The organism is Pseudomonas chlororaphis subsp. piscium, assembly GCF_003850345.1.
Lineage (GTDB): Bacteria > Pseudomonadota > Gammaproteobacteria > Pseudomonadales > Pseudomonadaceae > Aquipseudomonas > Aquipseudomonas piscium.
Genome location: NZ_CP027707.1, coordinates 6,133,064 through 6,150,435, shown reverse-complemented (window position 1 = coordinate 6,150,435; position 17,372 = coordinate 6,133,064). Strand labels below are relative to the sequence as shown.

Here is a 17,372-nt window from a genome sequence, read left to right as displayed (position 1 = left end):
GGGAAGCGTGGAATGCAAACAGCCGTCACGAGGACGGCTGTTCGGGTGGTGCGGGGCGGGTTCAACGCCGGGTCAGCAAGACCCCGGATTCCATGTGGTGGGTCCACGGGAACTGGTCGAACATCGCACAGCGGGTGATGCGGTGGGTGTCGTGCAACTGGGCGATGTTGGCCGCCAGGGTTTGCGGGTTGCACGAGATGTACAGGATGTTGTCGAAGCGCCGGGTCAGCTCGCAGGTGTCCGGGTCCATGCCGGCGCGCGGCGGGTCGACGAACACGCTGCCGAACTCGTAGCTCTTCAGGTCAACGCCCTGCAGGCGGCGGAACGGACGCACTTCGTTCAGGGCTTCGGTCAGCTCTTCGGCGGACAGACGCACCAGGGTGACGTTCTCCACCGCGTTTTCGCTGAGGTTGCTCAGGGCAGCGTTGACCGAGGTCTTGCTGATCTCGGTGGCCAGCACCTTGCGCACCCGGGTGGCCAGGGGCAGGGTGAAGTTGCCGTTGCCGCAGTACAGCTCCAGCAGGTCGTCCGGACGATCGCCCAGGGCGTCGTAGGCCCAGTTGAGCATCTTCTGGTTGACCGTGCCGTTGGGCTGGGTGAAGGCGCCTTCCGGTTGGCGGTAGCTGAAGGTGCGCCCGCCGACTTCGAGTTTCTCCACCACGTAATCGTGGCCGATCACTTCGCGCTTGCCCTTGGAGCGGCCGATGACGCTGACGTCCAGCTCGGTCGCCAGCTTGCTCGCCGCGGCGTGCCAGTGCTCGTCCAGCGGGCGGTGATAACACAGGGTGATCATCGCGTCGCCGGCCAGGGTGGTGAGGAACTCGACCTGGAACAGCTTGTGGCTCAAGGCGCTGCTGGCTTGCCAGGCGGCCTTGAGTTGCGGCATCAGCTGATTGATGCGCTGGCTGGCGATCGGGAATTCCTCGATCAGGATCGGCGTGCGTTTGTCTTCCTGGGAAAACATCGCGTAATGACGTTCGCCGGCTTCGCGCCACAGGCGGAACTCCGCGCGCAGGCGGAAGTTCTGCAGCGGCGAGTCGAAGACCTGTGGCTCGGGGGCAGCGAACGGCGCCAGCAGTTCACGCAGGCGCGCGACCTTGTCGGCGAGCTGGGTGGCGTAAGCCTGGGAATCGAAAGTCATGCGTTGAACCAACCCAACTTGATCACAAACAGTACCGACAGGATCACCAGCGGCGCGTTCAGTTCACGGGCGCGGCCCGACAGCAGCTTGATCGCGGTCCAGGCAATGAAGCCGAAGGCGATGCCGTTGGCGATGGAGTAGGTGAACGGCATGGCCAGGGCGGTGACTACCACGGGCGCGGCAACGGTGATGTCGTCCCAGTCTATTTCCGCCAGGCCCGAAGTCATCAGCACCGCGACGAACAGCAGGGCAGGCGCGGTGGCGAAGGCCGGGACGCTGGCCGCCAGTGGCGAGAAGAACAGCGCCAGGAGGAACAGGATCGCCACGACGATGGCGGTCAGGCCGGTGCGGCCACCGGCGCTGACGCCGGCCGCGGATTCGATGTAGCTGGTGGTGGTCGAGGTGCCCAGCAGGGAACCGGCCATGGCCGCGGTGCTGTCGGCGATCAGCGCCCGGCCCATTTTCGGCATGTGGCCGTCCTTGCCCATCAGGCCGGCGCGCTTGGCGACGCCGATCAGGGTGCCGGAGTTGTCGAACAGGTCGACGAACAGGAAGGCGAAGATCACGCTGACCAGGCCGATGTCCAGCGCGCCCTTGATGTCCAGTTGCAGGAAGGTCGGGGCCAGCGAAGGCGGCATCGAGGTCACGCCACCGAACGGGGTGAAGCCCAGGCCGATGGAGACGATGGTCACCGACAGGATGCCGATCAGTACCGCGCCACGGACTTTCAGGGCTTCCAGGGCGACGATCAGGGCGAAGCCCAGGGTCGCGAGGATCGGGGCTGGTTGCTTCAGATCACCGAGGCCGACCATGGTCGCCGGGTTGCTGACCACGATGCCGGCGTTGTGCAGGGCGATCAGCGCCAGGAACAGGCCGATACCGGCGGCGATCGCCGAGCGCAGCGGCAGCGGGATGCTGTTGATGATCCATTCGCGGATCTTGAAGATCGACAGCAGGAAGAACAGCACCGCCGAAATGAACACCGCGCCCAGCGCCACTTGCCAGGTATGGCCCATGTGCAGGACCACGGTGTAGGTGAAGAAGGCGTTCAGGCCCATGCCCGGAGCCAGGGCGATCGGGTAGTTGGCGATCAGGCCCATCACGGTCGAGCCGATGGCGGCGGCCAGGCAGGTGGCGACGAACACCGCACCCTTGTCCATGCCGGTCTCGCCGAGGATGCTCGGGTTGACGAAGAGAATGTAGGCCATGGCCAGGAAGGTCGTGAGGCCCGCAAGAATCTCGGTCCGCACGTTGGTGTTGTGTGCCTTGAGTTGAAACAGCCTTTCCAGCATGTCTGCTCCCCGTGGCGCGCAGGGCGCCGTGAATGTATCGACCCAGACAGCAAAGCACAGACCGTAAAAAGCGTCCGGGGATTTTGTGCGGGTCGGAAAAAGCCGCGCATCATACCAGCAGCGTAAGGCTATGGCTGCGATCGTCGGCGATGTTTTGCCCGAGTGGCGACTGGGGCATACTGCGCCGACGTTTTGGGGGGACTTATGCACAGCACGATAAAAGCGATGACCTTGGCGGTAGTGGCCAGCAGCCTGTGGTTGGGAGCCGCGCCGGCCATGGCCCGTTCCGCGCCGCCCTTGAGCCAGGTGGAAATCCTCAAGGTCGAGTCGCCGTCCTGCGGCCTGGAGGATGTGTCGGACGGGCGTGACAAGACCGCCTGCGATCATCAGGGCCCGAATATCAAGGTGTATGTGCTGGAAATCGGCTATGGCCGTCAGCCCCGGGTGGCGCTGGACGGCTTCGAAGTCAACGGCACGCGCGCGGCAGTCTGCGAAGAAGGCTCCAGCCTGGTGCCGTGCGGTAACTCCGGGATCACCGTCGGTTACATCTATACCTTCGACCTGGCCGGCAAGCAGGAAGGCACCTTCACCTTCAGCAACACCTCGCTGAATGCGCCGGGCAACAGCATGAGCGCGCAGATCTACATCAAGTGATGGCAGTGTCCGAACGCGGAGGGCTTTAAAGCTGACTAAGCTTTAAAGACCCTACCGCGGACACAGCCCATGACCTTTAGAGCCCTGATTCCCCTCGCCGAGGGTGTCGACGACCTGCAAAGCGTGACCCTGATCGATGTGCTGCGCCGCGCTGAAGTCGAAGTGCTGGTGGCCAGTATCGAAGGGCGGCGCATGCTCACCTGCGCCCGCGGCACCCGGATGACCGCCGACGGCATGCTGGTGGATGTGCTGGCCCAGAACTTCGACCTGATCGTGCTGCCCGGTGGCGCCGTCGGCGCGCAGCACCTGGCGGCCCATCAACCGCTGATGCAATTGGTCAAGGACCAGGCCGCCGCCGGGCGCCTGTTCGCCGGCATCGCCGAAGCGCCGGCCCTGGCGTTGCAGAATTACGGCGTGCTGCGCCAGCGGCGCATGACCTGCCTGCCCAGCGCCAGCCATCAGCTGTCGGGCTGCAACTTCGTCGACCAGCCGGTGGTGGTGGATGGCAACTGCATCACCGCGCAAGGCTCGGGGGCGGCCCTGAGTTTTGCCCTGATCCTGGTGGAGCAACTGTGCGGCAGGGGCCGGCGGACGGTGGTGGAGGGGGAGTTGCTGGTTTAGCGATCAGCAGACATGAGCGGCAATAGGCTCGATGCGCGGTAACAAGTCTTGTTCGGTCTGCCAGATATCGTAGTCAGCCTGTACCGCCAGCCAGACCTTGGCTTTACCTATTCCGGCGCGTTCCAGCCTTACCGCCAGTTCCGGCCGGATCGGCGCGTGGCCGTTCAGCACCTTGGAGAGATGGGGGCGGGCGTAGCCAAGACGCCTGGCCAGTTCAGTCACGCTGATTCCCAACTCGGGCAATACATCCACACGCAGTGTTTCACCGGGGTGTGGCGGGTTGTGCATGGGCATGATCCTGCCTCCTGTTCAGTGGTAATCCAGATAGTCGACCAACTCGATATCCGAACCCGTAAAACGAAAAATCACTCGCCAATTGCCCGATACGGTCAGTGACCAGTATTCGCGACGCTCACCCTTGAGCGGATGCAACCGCCATCCCGGGAGGTCGAGATCGTCAGGCTCTGTCGCGTGATCCATGAAAGGCAGCATGCGCGCCAGGCGCCTCGCATGATCGGCCCGGATCCCTCGAGTCGATCCCGTTTCATAGAAGGCCTTGAGGCCTTTGTGCTGAAAGGATGTGATCATGCGGCGAGTGTAAGGCGATACCTTACACTCTTCACAGCGGACATGTATTGCAGCGCGTGAACCGGACGATCAACGGCGACGTTCCACGCGGCTGTTATCTGCCCCGAATCAGGCCTTGGCTTCTTCCACCGGCCCATGCATGCGATCGCGCCGGGCCAGGGTCGGGAACAGTTTTATCCACACCCCGGTCACCAGCAGGGTGCCGACTCCGCCCAGGACCACCGCCGGCACGGTGCCGAACCAGTGGGCGGTGAGCCCGGACTCGAACTCGCCGAGCTGGTTGGAGGCGCCGATGAACAGGCCGTTCACGGCGCTGACCCGGCCACGCATTTCGTCCGGGGTTTCCAGCTGCACGAAGGAGGCGCGGATCACCATGCTGATCATGTCCGCCGCGCCCAGCACCACCAGCACCAAGAGCGAGAACCAGAACGAGGTCGACAGGCCGAAGGCGATAGTAGCGACGCCGAATACGCCGACGGCGGTGAACATCACTCGGCCGACATGGCGGTCGACGGCAAAGCGCGCCAACCACAGCGACATCAGCAAGGCCCCCACCGCCGGCGCCGAGCGCAGCAGGCCCAGGCCCCAGGCGCCGGTGAGCAGGATGTCCTTGGCGAACACCGGCAGTAGGGCGGTGGCGCCGCCCAGCAGTACGGCGAACAGGTCCAGGGAGATCGCCCCGAGAATGTCCGGCCGGCTGCGAATGAAGCGCACCCCGGCCAGCAGCGAATCCAGGGTGGCCTTGCCTTTGTTCAGCGGCGTCTGCCGCGCGGGCAGGTTGAGCATCAGGCAGCAGGCGATCACATACAGCAGCACGGTCGGGCCATAGACCCACACGCTGCCAAAGGCGTAGAGCAGCCCGCCGAGGGCTGGCGCGACGATGGTCGCCGATTGCTGGGCGGACTGCGCGGCTGCCACGGCGCGCGGGAACAGTGCGCTGGGCACGATGCTCGGCAGCAGCGCCTGGGTGGTCGGCATCTCGAAGGAGCGGGCGGCACCCAGCAGGAAGGCGAGGATGAAGATCATCTCGCGCGTGACGTGGTGGGTGGCGCTGCCGATGGCCAGGGACAGGGCGATCAGCGCCTGCAGCGACTGGCAGATGGCCGCCACCTTGCGCCGGTCATAGCGGTCCGCCACATGCCCGGTGTGCAGCATGAACAGTACCCGCGGCGCGAACTCCACCAGCCCGACCAGGCCCAGGTCGAGCACGTTGCCGGTCAGTTGGTAGAGGTTCCAGCCGATGGCCACGGTGAGCATCTGGAAGCCGCTGGCGGTGAAGATCCGCGCCAGCCAGAAAGCAATGAACGGACGGTGATGGCGAAGCAGCAGAGGGTCTTGGCTGGGCATCTGAAAGGCAGGTCTGGGCGTGGAGTAGGGCGAGGTTATCACCAAGATGTAACCAATAGTTGCGGAATCGTTAGCCCTGCACCTATCCCGTTTATTCGAAATAACCCAATCCCTGTAGCCGCTGCCGCAGGCTGCGATCGGCCGGAACGGCCGGGGCTTTCTCAAAATCCCTGAAGGTCCTGCGGACCTTATCGCAGCCTTTGGCAGCGGCTACAGGTGCGGCAAAACTTCGAGAAAACCCCGTTCTTGACGTGGTGAGGCAAGCTGTCACGCGACAAAAGACCACACAAACCAACGGCGAAAATAGGACTACTCTTTCAGCGTTGATTGATCCAGATCAAAACCTTTTCCAGGGTTAGGTCTGGCGGCCAGATGGCCAGACTCCCTGCGTTGCGATGGGTTTAAAAAGAACGAATTCGAATTCGCCACACTCCAGATCCGTGGGGGCAGTGGGTGCAGGCCTCCAGCCGGCAGCCGGTATTACCTGACAGAGGAAAGCTTATGTTCGGTTTGGAGGCACTAGATCTCGCCCGAATTCAGTTCGCGTTCACCATCTCGTTCCACATCCTGTTCCCCGCCATCACTATTGGTCTGGCGAGCTACCTGGCGGTGCTCGAAGGTTTGTGGCTCAAGACGCGCGACGATACCTACCGTGACCTGTATCACTTCTGGTCGAAGATCTTCGCCGTCAACTTCGGTATGGGGGTGGTCTCGGGCCTGGTCATGGCCTACCAGTTCGGCACCAACTGGAGCCGGTTCTCCGACTTTGCCGGTTCCGTTACCGGGCCGCTGCTGACCTATGAAGTGCTCACGGCATTCTTCCTCGAAGCTGGCTTCCTCGGTGTGATGCTGTTCGGCTGGAACCGGGTCGGGCGCAAGCTGCACTTCTTCGCCACCGTGATGGTGGCCATCGGTACCTTGATTTCGACCTTCTGGATCCTCTCGTCCAACAGCTGGATGCAGACGCCCCAGGGCTTTGAAATCGTCGACGGCCGAGTGATCCCGGTCGACTGGTTCGCCATTGTCTTCAACCCGTCGTTCCCGTACCGCTTGGCGCACATGGCCACGGCCGCCTTTGTCGCTACCGCGTTCTTCGTGGGTTCGTCCGCCGCCTGGCACCTGCTGCGCGGCCGCGATAACCCGGCAATCCGCCGCATGCTGTCGATGGCGATGTGGATGGCCCTGATCGTCGCGCCGATCCAGGCCGTGATCGGCGACTTCCACGGTCTCAATACCCTCAAGCACCAGCCGGCGAAAATCGCCGCGATCGAAGGTCACTGGGAAAACGTCGGTAACGAGCCGACCCCGCTGATCCTGTTCGGCTGGCCGGACATGAAGGAAGAAAAGACCAAGTTCGCCGTCGAGATCCCGTATCTGGGCAGCCTCATCCTCACTCACTCGCTGGACAAACAGGTGCCGGCGCTCAAGGAATTCCCGCCGGAAGACCGGCCGAATTCGACCATCGTGTTCTGGTCGTTCCGGATCATGGTCGGCCTGGGCATGCTGATGATCCTCACCGGCCTGTGGAGCCTGTGGCTGCGCAAGCGTGACCGCATCTACGAGAATCGTGCGTTCCTCTACCTGGCGTTGTGGATGGGGCCATCCGGCCTGATCGCGATCCTCGCCGGCTGGTTCACCACCGAGATCGGCCGCCAGCCGTGGGTGGTCTACGGGCTGATGCGCACCGCGGACGCTTCGTCCGGGCACAGCCTGATGCAGATGAGCATCACCCTGGCGCTGTTTGTCGTGGTGTATTTCTCGCTGTTCGGTGTCGGTATCGGCTACATGATGCGCCTGGTGCGCAAAGGGCCGAAGACCAACGAAGGCGCGGAAGTCAGCCACGGTGGTCCTGGCCAGAAACGCACGCCGGCCCGTCCGCTGTCGGCCGCCGACGACGATGCTGACGACAACGGCACCAGCCTGAACAAGGGGAATTGAGTCATGGGTATTGATCTTCCGCTGATCTGGGCCGTGATCATCATCTTCGGCATCATGATGTACGTGGTCATGGACGGGTTCGACCTGGGGATCGGGATTCTCTTCCCGTTCGTCAAGGACTCCCGCGACCGTGACGTGATGATGAACACCGTCGCCCCGGTCTGGGACGGTAACGAAACCTGGCTGGTCCTGGGCGGTGCTGCGTTGTTCGGCGCCTTCCCGCTGGCTTATTCGGTGGTGCTCTCGGCGCTGTACATGCCGCTGATCCTGATGCTCATCGGCCTGATCTTCCGCGGCGTGGCCTTCGAGTTCCGCTTCAAGGCCAAGGAAGCCAAGCGCCACATCTGGGACAAGGCGTTCATCGGCGGTTCACTGGCGGCAACCTTCTTCCAGGGCCTGGCGCTGGGTGCCTTCATCGATGGCCTGCCGGTGGTCGACCGCCAGTACGCCGGCGGTTCGCTGGACTGGTTCACGCCGTTCACCCTGTTCTGCGGCGTCGCGCTGGTGGTGGCCTATGCCTTGCTCGGCTGCACCTGGCTGATCATGAAGACCGAAGGCAAGCTGCAGGAGCAGATGCATGACCTGGCGCGGCCGTTGGCCTTCGTGCTGCTGGCGGTGATCGGTGTCGTCAGTATCTGGACGCCGCTGGCCCACCCGGAAATCGCTTCGCGCTGGTTCACCCTGCCGAATCTGTTCTGGTTCCTGCCGGTGCCGATCCTGGTGCTGGTGACCATGTACGGCTTGCTGCGCGCCGTGGCCCGCAATGCTCACTACACGCCGTTCCTGCTGACCCTGGTGCTGATTTTCCTCGGCTACAGCGGCCTGGGCATCAGCCTGTGGCCGAACATCGTGCCGCCGTCGATCTCGATCTGGGACGCCGCCGCGCCGCCGCAAAGCCAGGGCTTCATGCTGGTGGGCACGCTGTTCATCATCCCGTTCATCCTGGGTTACACCTTCTGGAGCTACTACGTGTTCCGCGGCAAGGTCACCCACGAAGACGGCTACCACTAGTCAATGCGCGCTCCTGTGTAGGAGCGAAGCTTGCTCGCGATGGCGCCCCGGGCGGCGCCATAGTCCCCATTCCGAGAGGAGTATTCGATGATGGCTGGCAAACCCACATTGCAGGAAATCGAAGAAGCCGAGAAGAAACCGCTCTGGCAGCGTCTGGGCTGGCTCGCCGGGATCTGGGTCGGCAGCGTGCTGGCGCTGTTTATCGTCGCCAGCCTGATGCGCATGTTCATGAACGCCGCAGGCCTGACCACGCACTGATTTTCACCACCGCTCATCCCATCCCGTTGCCTTGCGGCACGGTTTTATAACCCTCCTCTGGAGGGTTTTTTTTGGCCTGGGGTTGCCACTTTTTTCTTCCGTAGGAGCAGCCGGTCGACGCTCGATTGCTCGCGATCAGCCACGACGCGTTATGCCTGGCACACCACATGGGTCTTCATCGCGAGCAAGCTTCGCTCCTACAGAGGGGCAGGGTGGTGCTATTTGCGCGCCTTGAGGATCACGAACTTGGGCGTGGCGGCCACTTGTTCGACGCCGCGGAACAGCCGCGCCAGCTTGCTGTGATAGCCCAGGTGGCGATTGCCGACTATGTACAGCGCACCGCCCACCACCAGGGCTTCGCGGGCCTGCTGGAACATGCGCCAGGCAAGGAAGTCGCCGACCACCTGCTGCTGGTGGAAGGGCGGGTTGCACAGCACCACGTCCAGCGACTGCGGCTCCTGCCCGGCCAGGCCGTCGCCGGCGCGCACGGTCACTTCACGCTCGCCCAGGGTCGCGCGCCAGTTCTCCAGGGCCGATTGCACGGCCATGAAGGACTCGTCCACCAGGGTGTAGTGGGCATCGGGGTTGTGCAGGGCGCTGGCGATGGCCAGCACGCCGTTGCCGCAACCCAGGTCCGCGACCCGGGCCTTGCCGAGGTTTTTCGGCAGGTGCGGGAGGAAGGCGCGGGTGCCGATGTCCAGGCCTTCGCGGCAGAACACGTTGGCGTGGTTGAGCAGCTCGATGGCGGGCTCGTCGAGTGTGTAGCGGGTCGGGTAGGGCGAAACCGCCGGGGTTTTCGCCTCCGGCGTGGCGATCAGCAAGCGGGCTTTTTTCACCGCCAGCGAAGCCTGTACCGGGCCGATATAGCGTTCCAGCAGGTCGCCGGCGGCCCGCGGCAGGTGCTTGACCATCGCCGCCGCCACCACCTGGGCGCCCGGGGCCAGTTGGCCTTGCAGGCGAATCAGCTGTTCTTCCAGCAGGGCCAGGGTCTTGGGCACGCGGATCAGTACGCGGTCGAAGGGCCCGGTCACTGGCTCGCTGGCCGGCACCAGGGTGACGGCGTCGAATGGCCGGCCATTGCGCACCAGGTTTTTCTCCAGCGCCAGCGCGCCGAGAAACGAGTCGCCGCTGCTGTGCACCTGCATCCGTCCGACCAGGCTGGCCGCCAGCGCGCCGAAGCTGTCGTTGAGGACCAGCACCCGGGTGTCCGCCGTCGGCTGCTGTTCGGCCAGATGATTGAGCAGGTATTCGTCCGCCGCGTCGAAAGCTTGCAGGGGCTCGTTCTGTTGTTCGGGCTGGCGGATCAGGTCGAGCTGGGCGAAGGGGCTTTCGAGCAGGGGCATGGGGCGGACTCTTGGTAATCGGTGAATGTCCTGCCGGCGGGAGGGGCGCGATGCGGGCTGGACCGTTCGGGCAGGTGGCGCGCAGGCCGCGTGGCAGCTGCCCAAAGAGGGGGCCAATGGTACTTTTTTTTGCGCCCGATTGCCCGCGCTCTATGCCATTACAAACCGCCGGTGTTTCTGTCGCGCGCTTTGCGGGACACTAAGGGCATTCGCTTATTGGAGCCTGCCATGACTGCCAGTGCAGAAAAATACACGCGCCAGACCTTGCTCGACGTCCAGCCCCTGACTCCCAGCCTGTTTACCCTGCGCGCCACGCGGGATGCGGGCTTTCGCTTTCGTGCCGGGCAATTCGCCCGCCTGGGCGTGACCAAGGCCGATGGCAGCACGGTGTGGCGCGCGTACTCCATGGTGTCTTCGCCCTTCGACGAGTTTCTCGAGTTTTTCTCCATCGTCGTGCCCGGCGGAGAGTTCACCAGCGAACTGAGTCGGCTGGGGGAGGGCGATACCCTGATGGTGGACCGGCAGGCGTTCGGCTATCTGACCCTCGACCGTTTCGTCGATGGCCGCGACCTCTGGCTGCTGTCCACCGGCACCGGGATCGCACCTTTTGTCTCGATCCTGCAGGACTTCGAAGTCTGGGAGAAATTCGAGCGGATCATCCTGGTCTACAGCGTGCGCGAGGCCAAGGAGCTGGCTTATCAGCAATTGCTGGCCGAGCTGAAACAGCGCGATTATCTGGCGGAAGTTGCGCACAAGCTGCAAGTCATCACCACTGTGACCCGGGAATTGCATCCGGGCAGCCTCAATGGGCGGATCACCCATTTGATCGAGAACGGCGAGCTGGAGCGCGTCGCCGGCGTGCCGCTGAGCGCCGAGCACTCGCGAGTGATGCTCTGCGGCAACCCGCAGATGATCGACGACACCCGCGCCCTGCTCAAGCAGCGCGACATGCACCTGAGCCTGACCCGGCGGCCCGGGCAGGTGGCGGTGGAAAACTACTGGTAAAAAAAACGGCGCCGCCTGCAATACCAGCAGGGGCGCCGTTTTTGTTGCGGCAGCAGCCTCAGGGCTTGTTGTTCTGCGCCTTGAGCAGGTCGCGGATCTCGCCCAGCAGCGCTTCTTCCTTGCTAGGAGCGGCCGGTGCCACGGCCTCTTCGCGCTTCAGGCGGTTGATCACCTTCACGCCCATGAAGATGGCGAAGGCAACGATGATGAAGTCGATCAGGCTCTGGATGAATTTGCCGTAGGCCAGCACCACGGCCGGCGTCTCGCCGACTGCGTCCTTGAGCGTGATCGCCAGATCACTGAAGTCCACCCCACCGATCAGCAAGCCGATTGGCGGCATCACCACATCGCCAACAAACGACGAAACGATCTTGCCGAATGCGGCGCCGATGATAATACCGACGGCCATGTCGACCACATTACCTTTGACCGCGAAGGCCTTGAACTCACTTAGCACGCCCATAGGTTATTCCTTGTTACAGATGAGGTTGGTGAACGCAGTGTAATTCAGCAAAAGGCATCTTGCTTGAAACAACGGATTACAGCGTTCGGAGTTATCGACCGAGTTAACGGCAAATAGTTTACAAAGTGCCATCAATCGCGCGCGAAATACCCGCGCTTGCTCTTACATACCAGAATATTTTTTCAATCGGACTGTTGCGACCTTTCTATTTAGATTTCGACTCTTTGGTCACTAGCCTCTGACAGGCGCACCTGGATGCGTTTGATTAAAACCAGAGGAATAAAACATGACCATGATCATTGGCCTTGGGACTTTTTCCCAACGACGCATAGTGGGCGTACTCGCCGCCAGTATGCTTTCTCTTTCCGTACAGGCCGCCACTCTGACCCGCGATAACGGGGCCGCGGTAGGCGATAACCAGAACTCGCAGACCGCAGGCGCTACCGGACCGGTATTGCTGCAGGACGTGCAGTTGATCCAGAAGCTCCAGCGCTTCGATCGCGAGCGCATTCCAGAGCGGGTGGTGCATGCCCGTGGCACCGGTGCCCATGGTTCCTTCACCGTGACCGACAGCCTGAGCGACCTGACCAAGGCCAAGGTATTCGCCGCCGGCCAGGTAACGCCGGTATTCGTGCGTTTCTCCGCGGTAGTGCACGGCAATCATTCGCCGGAAACCCTGCGTGACCCGCGCGGTTTTGCCACCAAGTTCTATACCGCCGACGGTAACTGGGATCTGGTCGGCAACAACTTCCCGACTTTCTTTATTCGTGACGCGATCAAATTCCCGGACATGGTTCATGCGTTCAAACCTGATCCGCGCACCAACCTGGATGACGATTCCCGTCGCTTCGATTTCTTCTCCCATGTTCCGGAAGCCACCCGGACTCTGACCGAGCTGTATTCCAATTCCGGTACTCCGGCCAGTTACCGGGAAATGGACGGTAATGGCGTGCACGCCTACAAGTTGATCAATGCCAAGGGCGAAGTGCATTACGTGAAGTTTCACTGGAAGAGTTTGCAGGGCATCAACAACCTCGATCCCAAACAAGTGGTCGAGGTGCAGGGGCGTGATTACAGCCATATGACCAATGACCTGGTCACCCATATCAACAAGGGCGATTTCCCTAAATGGGACCTGTATGTCCAGGTACTGAAGCCGGAAGATCTGGCCAAGTTCGATTTCGACCCGCTGGATGCCACCAAGATCTGGCCGGGCGTGCCTGAGCGCAAGGTCGGGCAGATGGTGCTCAACCGCAACCCGGCCAACGTGTTCCAGGAAACCGAACAGGTGGCCATGGCCCCGGCCAACCTGGTGCCGGGCATCGAGCCGTCGGAAGACCGCCTGCTGCAAGGCCGGGTGTTCTCCTATGCCGATACCCAGCTGTACCGCCTGGGCGCCAACGCCCTGCAATTGCCGATCAACGCGCCGAAAGTCGCGGTGAACAACGGCAACCAGGACGGCGCGATGAACAGCGGCAGCACCAGCACCGGCGTGAACTACCAGCCGAGCCGCCTGATGCCGCGTGAAGAGCCGCAAAGCGCGCGTTACAGCCAGCTGGCGCTGAGTGGCAGCACCCAGCAGGCGAAGATCCAGCGCGAGCAGAACTTCAAGCAGGCCGGCGATCTGTATCGCTCGCTGAGCAAGAAGGAGCGTCAGGACCTGATCGAGAACTTCGGCGGCTCCCTGGCGACCACCGATGACGAGAGCAAGCACATCATGCTGTCGTTCCTCTACAAGGCCGATCCTGAGTACGGCACCGGCGTGACCAAGGTGGCCAAGGGCGACCTGGCCCGGGTCAAGGCCCTGGCCGCCAAGTTGTCGGATTAACGCTCAACCAGCGTCACGCCCAGGCGTGACGCTTCCTCTTCTGTAGGAGCGAGGCTTGCCCGCGATGGGCCGCGCAGCGGCCCCTATACCGGTGACTGGGTTCTACCTGACGAACGTCGGGCCAAAGTCATCGCGGGCAAGCCTCGCTCCTACAGGTTTTGTAAGGCAAGGGAGTCGCACCATGCGCTTGTTCATTTCGCTGCTGCTGGCCGCCTGCTCGCTGGGCGCTTATGCGGAGCAACCGGTCCCCACGGACCCGGCGGCAGTCAAAGCCCAGTTACAGAATTACTACTTCGATGCGGCCCGTCGCGGCGACGTCGAGATGCTCAATACCTTTATCGAGGCCGGTTATTCCCTCGATACCCAGGACGAGAAGGGCTACACCGCCCTGATCCTTGCGGCGTATCACGGCCAGGGGCCGGCGGTGGAGCGTTTGCTGGCCGCCGGTGCCGATGCCTGTACCCAGGATAAAAGAGGCAACACGGCGCTGATGGGGGCCATTTTCAAGGGTGAAGTGAAGATCGCCCGGCGCCTGCTGGCCACCGACTGCAACCCCGACCAGCGCAACGGCGCCGGCCAGACCGCGGCGATGTACGCCGGGCTGTTCAAGCGGGTGGAGTTGCTCGATGCCCTGGCGACCAAGGGCGCCGACCTGAATGCCGAAGATCCGCTGGGCAATAGCGCCGCGCGTCTGGCCGACGGTGAAATCCACACGGCCGCGCCGCGCTGATCCGCTCCAGCTGAGCTATCATCGCGGTTTTTGCCGGGGGATCAGATGGCCAAGGCCAAGCGCATGTACGGCTGCACCGAGTGCGGCGCAACCTTTCCCAAGTGGGCCGGCCAGTGCGGTGAATGCGGAGCCTGGAACACCCTGACCGAAACCATGGTGGAAAGCGGCGGCGCCGCGGCCCCCAGCGGTCGCACCGGCTGGGCCGGCCAGCAGGCGCAGATCAAGACCCTGGCCGAGGTCAGCGTCGAGGAGATCCCGCGCTTTTCCACGGCTTCCGGCGAACTGGACCGGGTGCTCGGCGGCGGCCTGGTCGACGGTTCGGTGGTGCTGATCGGCGGCGACCCGGGGATCGGTAAGTCGACCATTCTGTTGCAGACCCTGTGCAACATCGCTACCCGCATGCCGGCGCTCTACGTCACCGGCGAAGAATCGCAGCAACAGGTGGCGATGCGCGCCCGGCGCCTGGGCCTGCCCCAGGACCAACTGCGGGTGATGACCGAAACCTGTATCGAAACCATCATCGCCACGGCCCGGCTGGAGAAGCCCAAGGTCATGGTGATCGACTCGATCCAGACCATCTTCACCGAGCAACTGCAATCGGCCCCCGGCGGTGTTTCCCAGGTGCGCGAAAGCGCGGCGCTGCTGGTGCGCTATGCCAAGCAGAGCGGCACGGCAATCTTCCTGGTGGGCCACGTGACCAAGGAGGGCGCGCTGGCCGGGCCGCGGGTCCTCGAACACATGGTCGACACCGTGCTGTATTTCGAAGGTGAATCCGATGGCCGCCTGCGCTTGCTGCGGGCGGTGAAGAACCGCTTCGGTGCAGTCAACGAGCTGGGCGTGTTCGGCATGACCGACCGCGGCCTGAAAGAAGTTTCCAACCCTTCGGCGATCTTTCTCACCCGTGCCCAGGAAGAAGTCCCGGGCAGTGTGGTCATGGCCACCTGGGAAGGCACCCGGCCGATGCTGGTGGAAGTCCAGGCGCTGGTGGATGACAGCCACTTGGCCAACCCGCGGCGGGTGACCTTGGGTCTGGACCAGAATCGCCTGGCGATGCTGCTGGCGGTGCTGCATCGCCATGGCGGCATCCCGACCCACGATCAGGACGTGTTCCTCAACGTGGTCGGCGGGGTCAAGGTGCTGGAAACCGCGTCCGACCTGGCGCTGATGGCGGCGGTGATGTCCAGCCTGCGCAACCGGCCCTTGCCCCACGACTTGCTGGTGTTCGGCGAAGTCGGCCTGTCCGGCGAAGTGCGCCCGGTGCCGAGCGGCCAGGAGCGCCTCAAGGAAGCGGCCAAGCATGGTTTCAAACGGGCCATCGTGCCCAAGGGCAATGCCCCGAAAGAGCCGCCACAGGGCCTGCGGATCATTGCGGTAACGCGTCTGGAGCAGGCGCTGGATGCGCTGTTCGAATAACCCTTGTGCCACTGAAAGGATGCAGTTCATGCGGATGACAGGAGCGGGCCTGGGTGCCCTCGGTTTTGCATTGTTGTGGGGCAGTGGCCTGGCTGTAGCCAGCCAGGAGGATGCGCCGCACGGTTATCGGATCGCCCAGGAGTTGCTGGTCGGCGACGGCACGGTGCTCGAGGTGCTGGAAGACCGGCGCATCACTGCGCAATTGCACGCGCAGAGTTGGGGCAACGGCCTGGACGAAGAAACCTTCGACGAGTCGACGGACAGCGAGCATCAGCCACAGCTGGAGGCCCGGGTACGCCTGGTCTCGGAGGTTGGCGAAGTGCTTGCCGAGCAGTCCCTGGGCTATCCGCTGGCGAAGGTGGAAAAGGCGCCGCTCAGCGGCCTGCCATACCCGGCGTTTTTCCTCACCGTCGATCAGACAGCTCCGCTGGGCAGCTACAGCGGCCCGGCCACGCAGCTCCTGGCGCCGACGCAAAGCCGGCTGGAGCCGGTCCAGTATCGGGACGAAGGCGGGGAGCAGCGCCCGCTGGGGTTGGCCCAGACCGGCAAGGCGGCCTGGCAGATCCTTCCAGCGGCGGCGGGCGCTACCGAGGCGATTGCCCAGGTGTCTTCGGCGCCTGCCAGCGAGGGTGACGATTTTGTGACCACCTACCGGATCTATCGCTGGGTGGACGGGCAGTGGGCCGCCGCCAGTCGGCAACAGCCCGGTTATTGGGATATGGAAAGCGAATTCCCCGAGCCCTCGGCGTTCCCCTGAGCGGCTGGCGGGAAGCGGCGGGCGCTCAAACCTCCAGCAGCGCCCCCAGCTCGCGCTCCAGCTCCTGCGGGTCGGCGAGGTTGAGTTCGATCAGCCGGCGCAGGTGTTCGATCGATTCCAGGTCTATATGCAGGCAGACGAAGCCCAGCTGGCCGTGATCGTCGTGCGCCAGCTGTACGTCCATGCGCACTTCGGCGTCATCGCTCAAATGGATATCGGCCTCGAACGGCTGGCTTTCGTCCCCCAGCCAGGGATCGGGCCGCTGGATCAGCATGCCCTTGAGCGAGAGATCGACCAACTGCACGGACCAGCGATGAGGGCCCTGGCTCAGTTCGGTGCGGGCATCGAAGGCGATGCGTTTGAAACGACGACGATCGGAATGGTGTTCGCTCATGAGCAGCCCCTCTGCGTGGTGAAATGACTATAGACCAGACCCGGGTGCGCTCCCACCGCTACAGCCAGCGGCGCACCTTGCGGCAATAGTCACGGTAGCGGTCGCCGAACAACTCCAGCAGGCGGATCTCGTCCGGCCGGATCACCGTCAGGTTCATCAGGTAAATCAGCAGCGGCAACAGCAGCCACGGCCACAGGCTGCCCAGCAACAGGGCGATGGCGCAGTAACCCAGGGTGTCGCCGAGATTGATGGGGTTGCGCGAGATCGCGAATGGGCCGTCGCACAGCAGGCGCCGGGGTTCGCCGAGATTGCTGCTGGTGGTGTGCCGTTGCCTGAGACGCCACATCGCCCAGAACGACAAGCCCTGGCCGCCGATAATCAACAGCAGGGCCAGGGTGCGCAACCAGCCGTTGACCGGGACCGGCAAGGGCATAGCGTCGGCAAGCAGCAGCGCCACCACCAGGAACAGCAGATACAGCAGCGGCGGTGACAGCAGCGGTCCATCGGGCGGCTTGGACATGGGCACTCCAGACGACGAGTCCTTACAGGTGCGACCGCTTTTTCGCCCGGGTGGTTCAGTGCTACAGGA

The 17,372-nt window shown here is 63.3% G+C and carries 19 protein-coding genes; 10 read left to right on the top strand and 9 right to left on the bottom strand.

The window, feature by feature from the left end; genetic code table 11:
• Positions 1 to 61: 61 nt before the first annotated feature.
• Together trmA and C4K38_RS27895 are read right to left on the bottom strand one after the other, a co-directional pair.
• The gene (trmA, locus tag C4K38_RS27900; protein ID WP_053281022.1) at positions 62 to 1,141 is read right to left on the bottom strand and encodes a tRNA (uridine(54)-C5)-methyltransferase TrmA; all 1,080 of its coding nucleotides are present in this window, start codon (positions 1,139 to 1,141) and stop codon (positions 62 to 64) included.
• The gene (locus C4K38_RS27895) at positions 1,138 to 2,433 is read right to left on the bottom strand and encodes an NCS2 family permease (RefSeq protein ID WP_053281021.1); all 1,296 of its coding nucleotides are present in this window, start codon (positions 2,431 to 2,433) and stop codon (positions 1,138 to 1,140) included. The genes trmA and C4K38_RS27895 overlap by 4 nt, the downstream gene beginning before the upstream one ends.
• A 204-nt stretch (positions 2,434 to 2,637) precedes the next feature.
• Between C4K38_RS27895 and C4K38_RS27890 the strand changes: the two genes are divergently transcribed.
• Positions 2,638 to 3,087, top strand: a complete 450-nt coding sequence (locus tag C4K38_RS27890) for a DUF4879 domain-containing protein (protein WP_053281020.1) — start codon at positions 2,638 to 2,640, stop codon at positions 3,085 to 3,087.
• Between the two features lie 69 nt (positions 3,088 to 3,156).
• Positions 3,157 to 3,708 carry a DJ-1 family glyoxalase III gene (locus C4K38_RS27885; protein ID WP_053281019.1) on the top strand — a complete coding sequence of 184 codons (552 nt, stop codon included), beginning with the start codon at positions 3,157 to 3,159 and terminating at the stop codon, positions 3,706 to 3,708.
• 3 nt (positions 3,709 to 3,711) lie between these two features.
• On the opposite strand, the gene C4K38_RS27880 is transcribed toward C4K38_RS27885, so the two are convergent.
• The 3 genes from C4K38_RS27880 to C4K38_RS27870 all read right to left on the bottom strand — a co-directional run bounded on the left by C4K38_RS27880 (position 3,712) and on the right by C4K38_RS27870 (position 5,643).
• Positions 3,712 to 4,002, bottom strand: a complete 291-nt coding sequence (locus C4K38_RS27880) for a HigA family addiction module antitoxin (RefSeq protein WP_053281018.1) — start codon at positions 4,000 to 4,002, stop codon at positions 3,712 to 3,714.
• Between the two features lie 15 nt (positions 4,003 to 4,017).
• Positions 4,018 to 4,296 carry a type II toxin-antitoxin system RelE/ParE family toxin gene (locus C4K38_RS27875; protein WP_053281017.1) on the bottom strand — a complete coding sequence of 93 codons (279 nt, stop codon included), beginning with the start codon at positions 4,294 to 4,296 and terminating at the stop codon, positions 4,018 to 4,020.
• A 108-nt stretch (positions 4,297 to 4,404) separates the two neighbouring features.
• On the bottom strand, positions 4,405 to 5,643 hold the full coding sequence (locus tag C4K38_RS27870; RefSeq protein ID WP_053281016.1) for an MFS transporter: 1,239 nt from the start codon (positions 5,641 to 5,643) through the stop codon (positions 4,405 to 4,407).
• Between the two features lie 501 nt (positions 5,644 to 6,144).
• Between C4K38_RS27870 and C4K38_RS27865 the strand changes: the two genes are divergently transcribed.
• The 3 genes from C4K38_RS27865 (at position 6,145) to C4K38_RS27855 (ending at position 8,850) form a co-directional block, all read left to right on the top strand.
• Positions 6,145 to 7,581: a cytochrome ubiquinol oxidase subunit I gene (locus C4K38_RS27865; protein WP_053281015.1), complete on the top strand. Its 1,437-nt coding sequence runs from the start codon at positions 6,145 to 6,147 to the stop codon at positions 7,579 to 7,581.
• 3 nt (positions 7,582 to 7,584) lie between these two features.
• Positions 7,585 to 8,592, top strand: coding sequence for a cytochrome d ubiquinol oxidase subunit II (gene cydB / locus C4K38_RS27860; RefSeq protein ID WP_009050973.1), 1,008 nt, complete (start codon positions 7,585 to 7,587; stop codon positions 8,590 to 8,592).
• A gap of 90 nt (positions 8,593 to 8,682) precedes the next feature.
• Positions 8,683 to 8,850 carry a DUF2474 domain-containing protein gene (locus tag C4K38_RS27855; RefSeq protein ID WP_023969448.1) on the top strand — a complete coding sequence of 56 codons (168 nt, stop codon included), beginning with the start codon at positions 8,683 to 8,685 and terminating at the stop codon, positions 8,848 to 8,850.
• A gap of 218 nt (positions 8,851 to 9,068) precedes the next feature.
• Here the strand turns inward: C4K38_RS27855 and C4K38_RS27850 are convergent, their stop codons facing one another.
• Positions 9,069 to 10,193 (bottom strand): methyltransferase, encoded by a 1,125-nt coding sequence (locus tag C4K38_RS27850; protein ID WP_053281013.1) that lies wholly within the window; start codon positions 10,191 to 10,193, stop codon positions 9,069 to 9,071.
• Between the two features lie 228 nt (positions 10,194 to 10,421).
• Here C4K38_RS27850 and C4K38_RS27845 point away from each other — a divergent pair, with 228 nt between their 5' ends.
• Positions 10,422 to 11,198, top strand: a complete 777-nt coding sequence (locus tag C4K38_RS27845; RefSeq protein ID WP_053281012.1) for a ferredoxin--NADP reductase — start codon at positions 10,422 to 10,424, stop codon at positions 11,196 to 11,198.
• Positions 11,199 to 11,256: 58 nt separating this feature from the next.
• Here the strand turns inward: C4K38_RS27845 and mscL are convergent, their stop codons facing one another.
• The gene (gene mscL / locus C4K38_RS27840) at positions 11,257 to 11,661 is read right to left on the bottom strand and encodes a large-conductance mechanosensitive channel protein MscL (protein ID WP_053281011.1); all 405 of its coding nucleotides are present in this window, start codon (positions 11,659 to 11,661) and stop codon (positions 11,257 to 11,259) included.
• A 286-nt stretch (positions 11,662 to 11,947) separates the two neighbouring features.
• Between mscL and katB the strand changes: the two genes are divergently transcribed.
• The 4 genes from katB (at position 11,948) to C4K38_RS27820 (ending at position 16,389) form a co-directional block, all read left to right on the top strand.
• Entirely contained in the window at positions 11,948 to 13,489 is a 1,542-nt protein-coding gene (gene katB / locus C4K38_RS27835; protein WP_053281010.1) for a catalase KatB, read from the top strand.
• Positions 13,490 to 13,670: 181 nt separating this feature from the next.
• Positions 13,671 to 14,219 carry an ankyrin repeat domain-containing protein gene (locus C4K38_RS27830; protein ID WP_053281009.1) on the top strand — a complete coding sequence of 183 codons (549 nt, stop codon included), beginning with the start codon at positions 13,671 to 13,673 and terminating at the stop codon, positions 14,217 to 14,219.
• Between the two features lie 45 nt (positions 14,220 to 14,264).
• Positions 14,265 to 15,632, top strand: a complete 1,368-nt coding sequence (gene radA, locus C4K38_RS27825) for a DNA repair protein RadA (RefSeq protein WP_053281008.1) — start codon at positions 14,265 to 14,267, stop codon at positions 15,630 to 15,632.
• Between the two features lie 28 nt (positions 15,633 to 15,660).
• On the top strand, positions 15,661 to 16,389 hold the full coding sequence (locus tag C4K38_RS27820) for a hypothetical protein (protein ID WP_053281014.1): 729 nt from the start codon (positions 15,661 to 15,663) through the stop codon (positions 16,387 to 16,389).
• Positions 16,390 to 16,414: 25 nt separating this feature from the next.
• Here C4K38_RS27820 and C4K38_RS27815 read toward each other — a convergent pair whose 3' ends face one another.
• Together C4K38_RS27815 and C4K38_RS27810 are read right to left on the bottom strand one after the other, a co-directional pair.
• Complete coding sequence (locus tag C4K38_RS27815; protein WP_053281007.1) at positions 16,415 to 16,783, bottom strand: PilZ domain-containing protein; 369 nt, start codon at positions 16,781 to 16,783, stop codon at positions 16,415 to 16,417.
• Between the two features lie 58 nt (positions 16,784 to 16,841).
• On the bottom strand, positions 16,842 to 17,303 hold the full coding sequence (locus tag C4K38_RS27810; protein ID WP_053281006.1) for a methyltransferase family protein: 462 nt from the start codon (positions 17,301 to 17,303) through the stop codon (positions 16,842 to 16,844).
• Between the last annotated feature and the right edge of the window lie 69 nt (positions 17,304 to 17,372).

Coding starts and splice junctions, on each gene's coding strand:
- C4K38_RS27850 (WP_053281013.1), bottom strand. CDS start 10,193: ATGCCCCTGCTCGAAAGCCCCTTCGCCCAGCTCGACCTGATCCGCCAG.
- C4K38_RS27895 (WP_053281021.1), bottom strand. CDS start 2,433: ATGCTGGAAAGGCTGTTTCAACTCAAGGCACACAACACCAACGTGCGG.
- C4K38_RS27820 (WP_053281014.1), top strand. CDS start 15,661: ATGCGGATGACAGGAGCGGGCCTGGGTGCCCTCGGTTTTGCATTGTTG.
- cydB (WP_009050973.1), top strand. CDS start 7,585: ATGGGTATTGATCTTCCGCTGATCTGGGCCGTGATCATCATCTTCGGC.
- katB (WP_053281010.1), top strand. CDS start 11,948: ATGACCATGATCATTGGCCTTGGGACTTTTTCCCAACGACGCATAGTG.
- radA (WP_053281008.1), top strand. CDS start 14,265: ATGGCCAAGGCCAAGCGCATGTACGGCTGCACCGAGTGCGGCGCAACC.
- C4K38_RS27880 (WP_053281018.1), bottom strand. CDS start 4,002: ATGCCCATGCACAACCCGCCACACCCCGGTGAAACACTGCGTGTGGAT.
- C4K38_RS27875 (WP_053281017.1), bottom strand. CDS start 4,296: ATGATCACATCCTTTCAGCACAAAGGCCTCAAGGCCTTCTATGAAACG.
- C4K38_RS27810 (WP_053281006.1), bottom strand. CDS start 17,303: ATGTCCAAGCCGCCCGATGGACCGCTGCTGTCACCGCCGCTGCTGTAT.
- mscL (WP_053281011.1), bottom strand. CDS start 11,661: ATGGGCGTGCTAAGTGAGTTCAAGGCCTTCGCGGTCAAAGGTAATGTG.
- C4K38_RS27885 (WP_053281019.1), top strand. CDS start 3,157: ATGACCTTTAGAGCCCTGATTCCCCTCGCCGAGGGTGTCGACGACCTG.
- C4K38_RS27855 (WP_023969448.1), top strand. CDS start 8,683: ATGGCTGGCAAACCCACATTGCAGGAAATCGAAGAAGCCGAGAAGAAA.
- C4K38_RS27865 (WP_053281015.1), top strand. CDS start 6,145: ATGTTCGGTTTGGAGGCACTAGATCTCGCCCGAATTCAGTTCGCGTTC.
- C4K38_RS27870 (WP_053281016.1), bottom strand. CDS start 5,643: ATGCCCAGCCAAGACCCTCTGCTGCTTCGCCATCACCGTCCGTTCATT.
- C4K38_RS27830 (WP_053281009.1), top strand. CDS start 13,671: ATGCGCTTGTTCATTTCGCTGCTGCTGGCCGCCTGCTCGCTGGGCGCT.
- C4K38_RS27890 (WP_053281020.1), top strand. CDS start 2,638: ATGCACAGCACGATAAAAGCGATGACCTTGGCGGTAGTGGCCAGCAGC.
- C4K38_RS27845 (WP_053281012.1), top strand. CDS start 10,422: ATGACTGCCAGTGCAGAAAAATACACGCGCCAGACCTTGCTCGACGTC.
- C4K38_RS27815 (WP_053281007.1), bottom strand. CDS start 16,783: ATGAGCGAACACCATTCCGATCGTCGTCGTTTCAAACGCATCGCCTTC.
- trmA (WP_053281022.1), bottom strand. CDS start 1,141: ATGACTTTCGATTCCCAGGCTTACGCCACCCAGCTCGCCGACAAGGTC.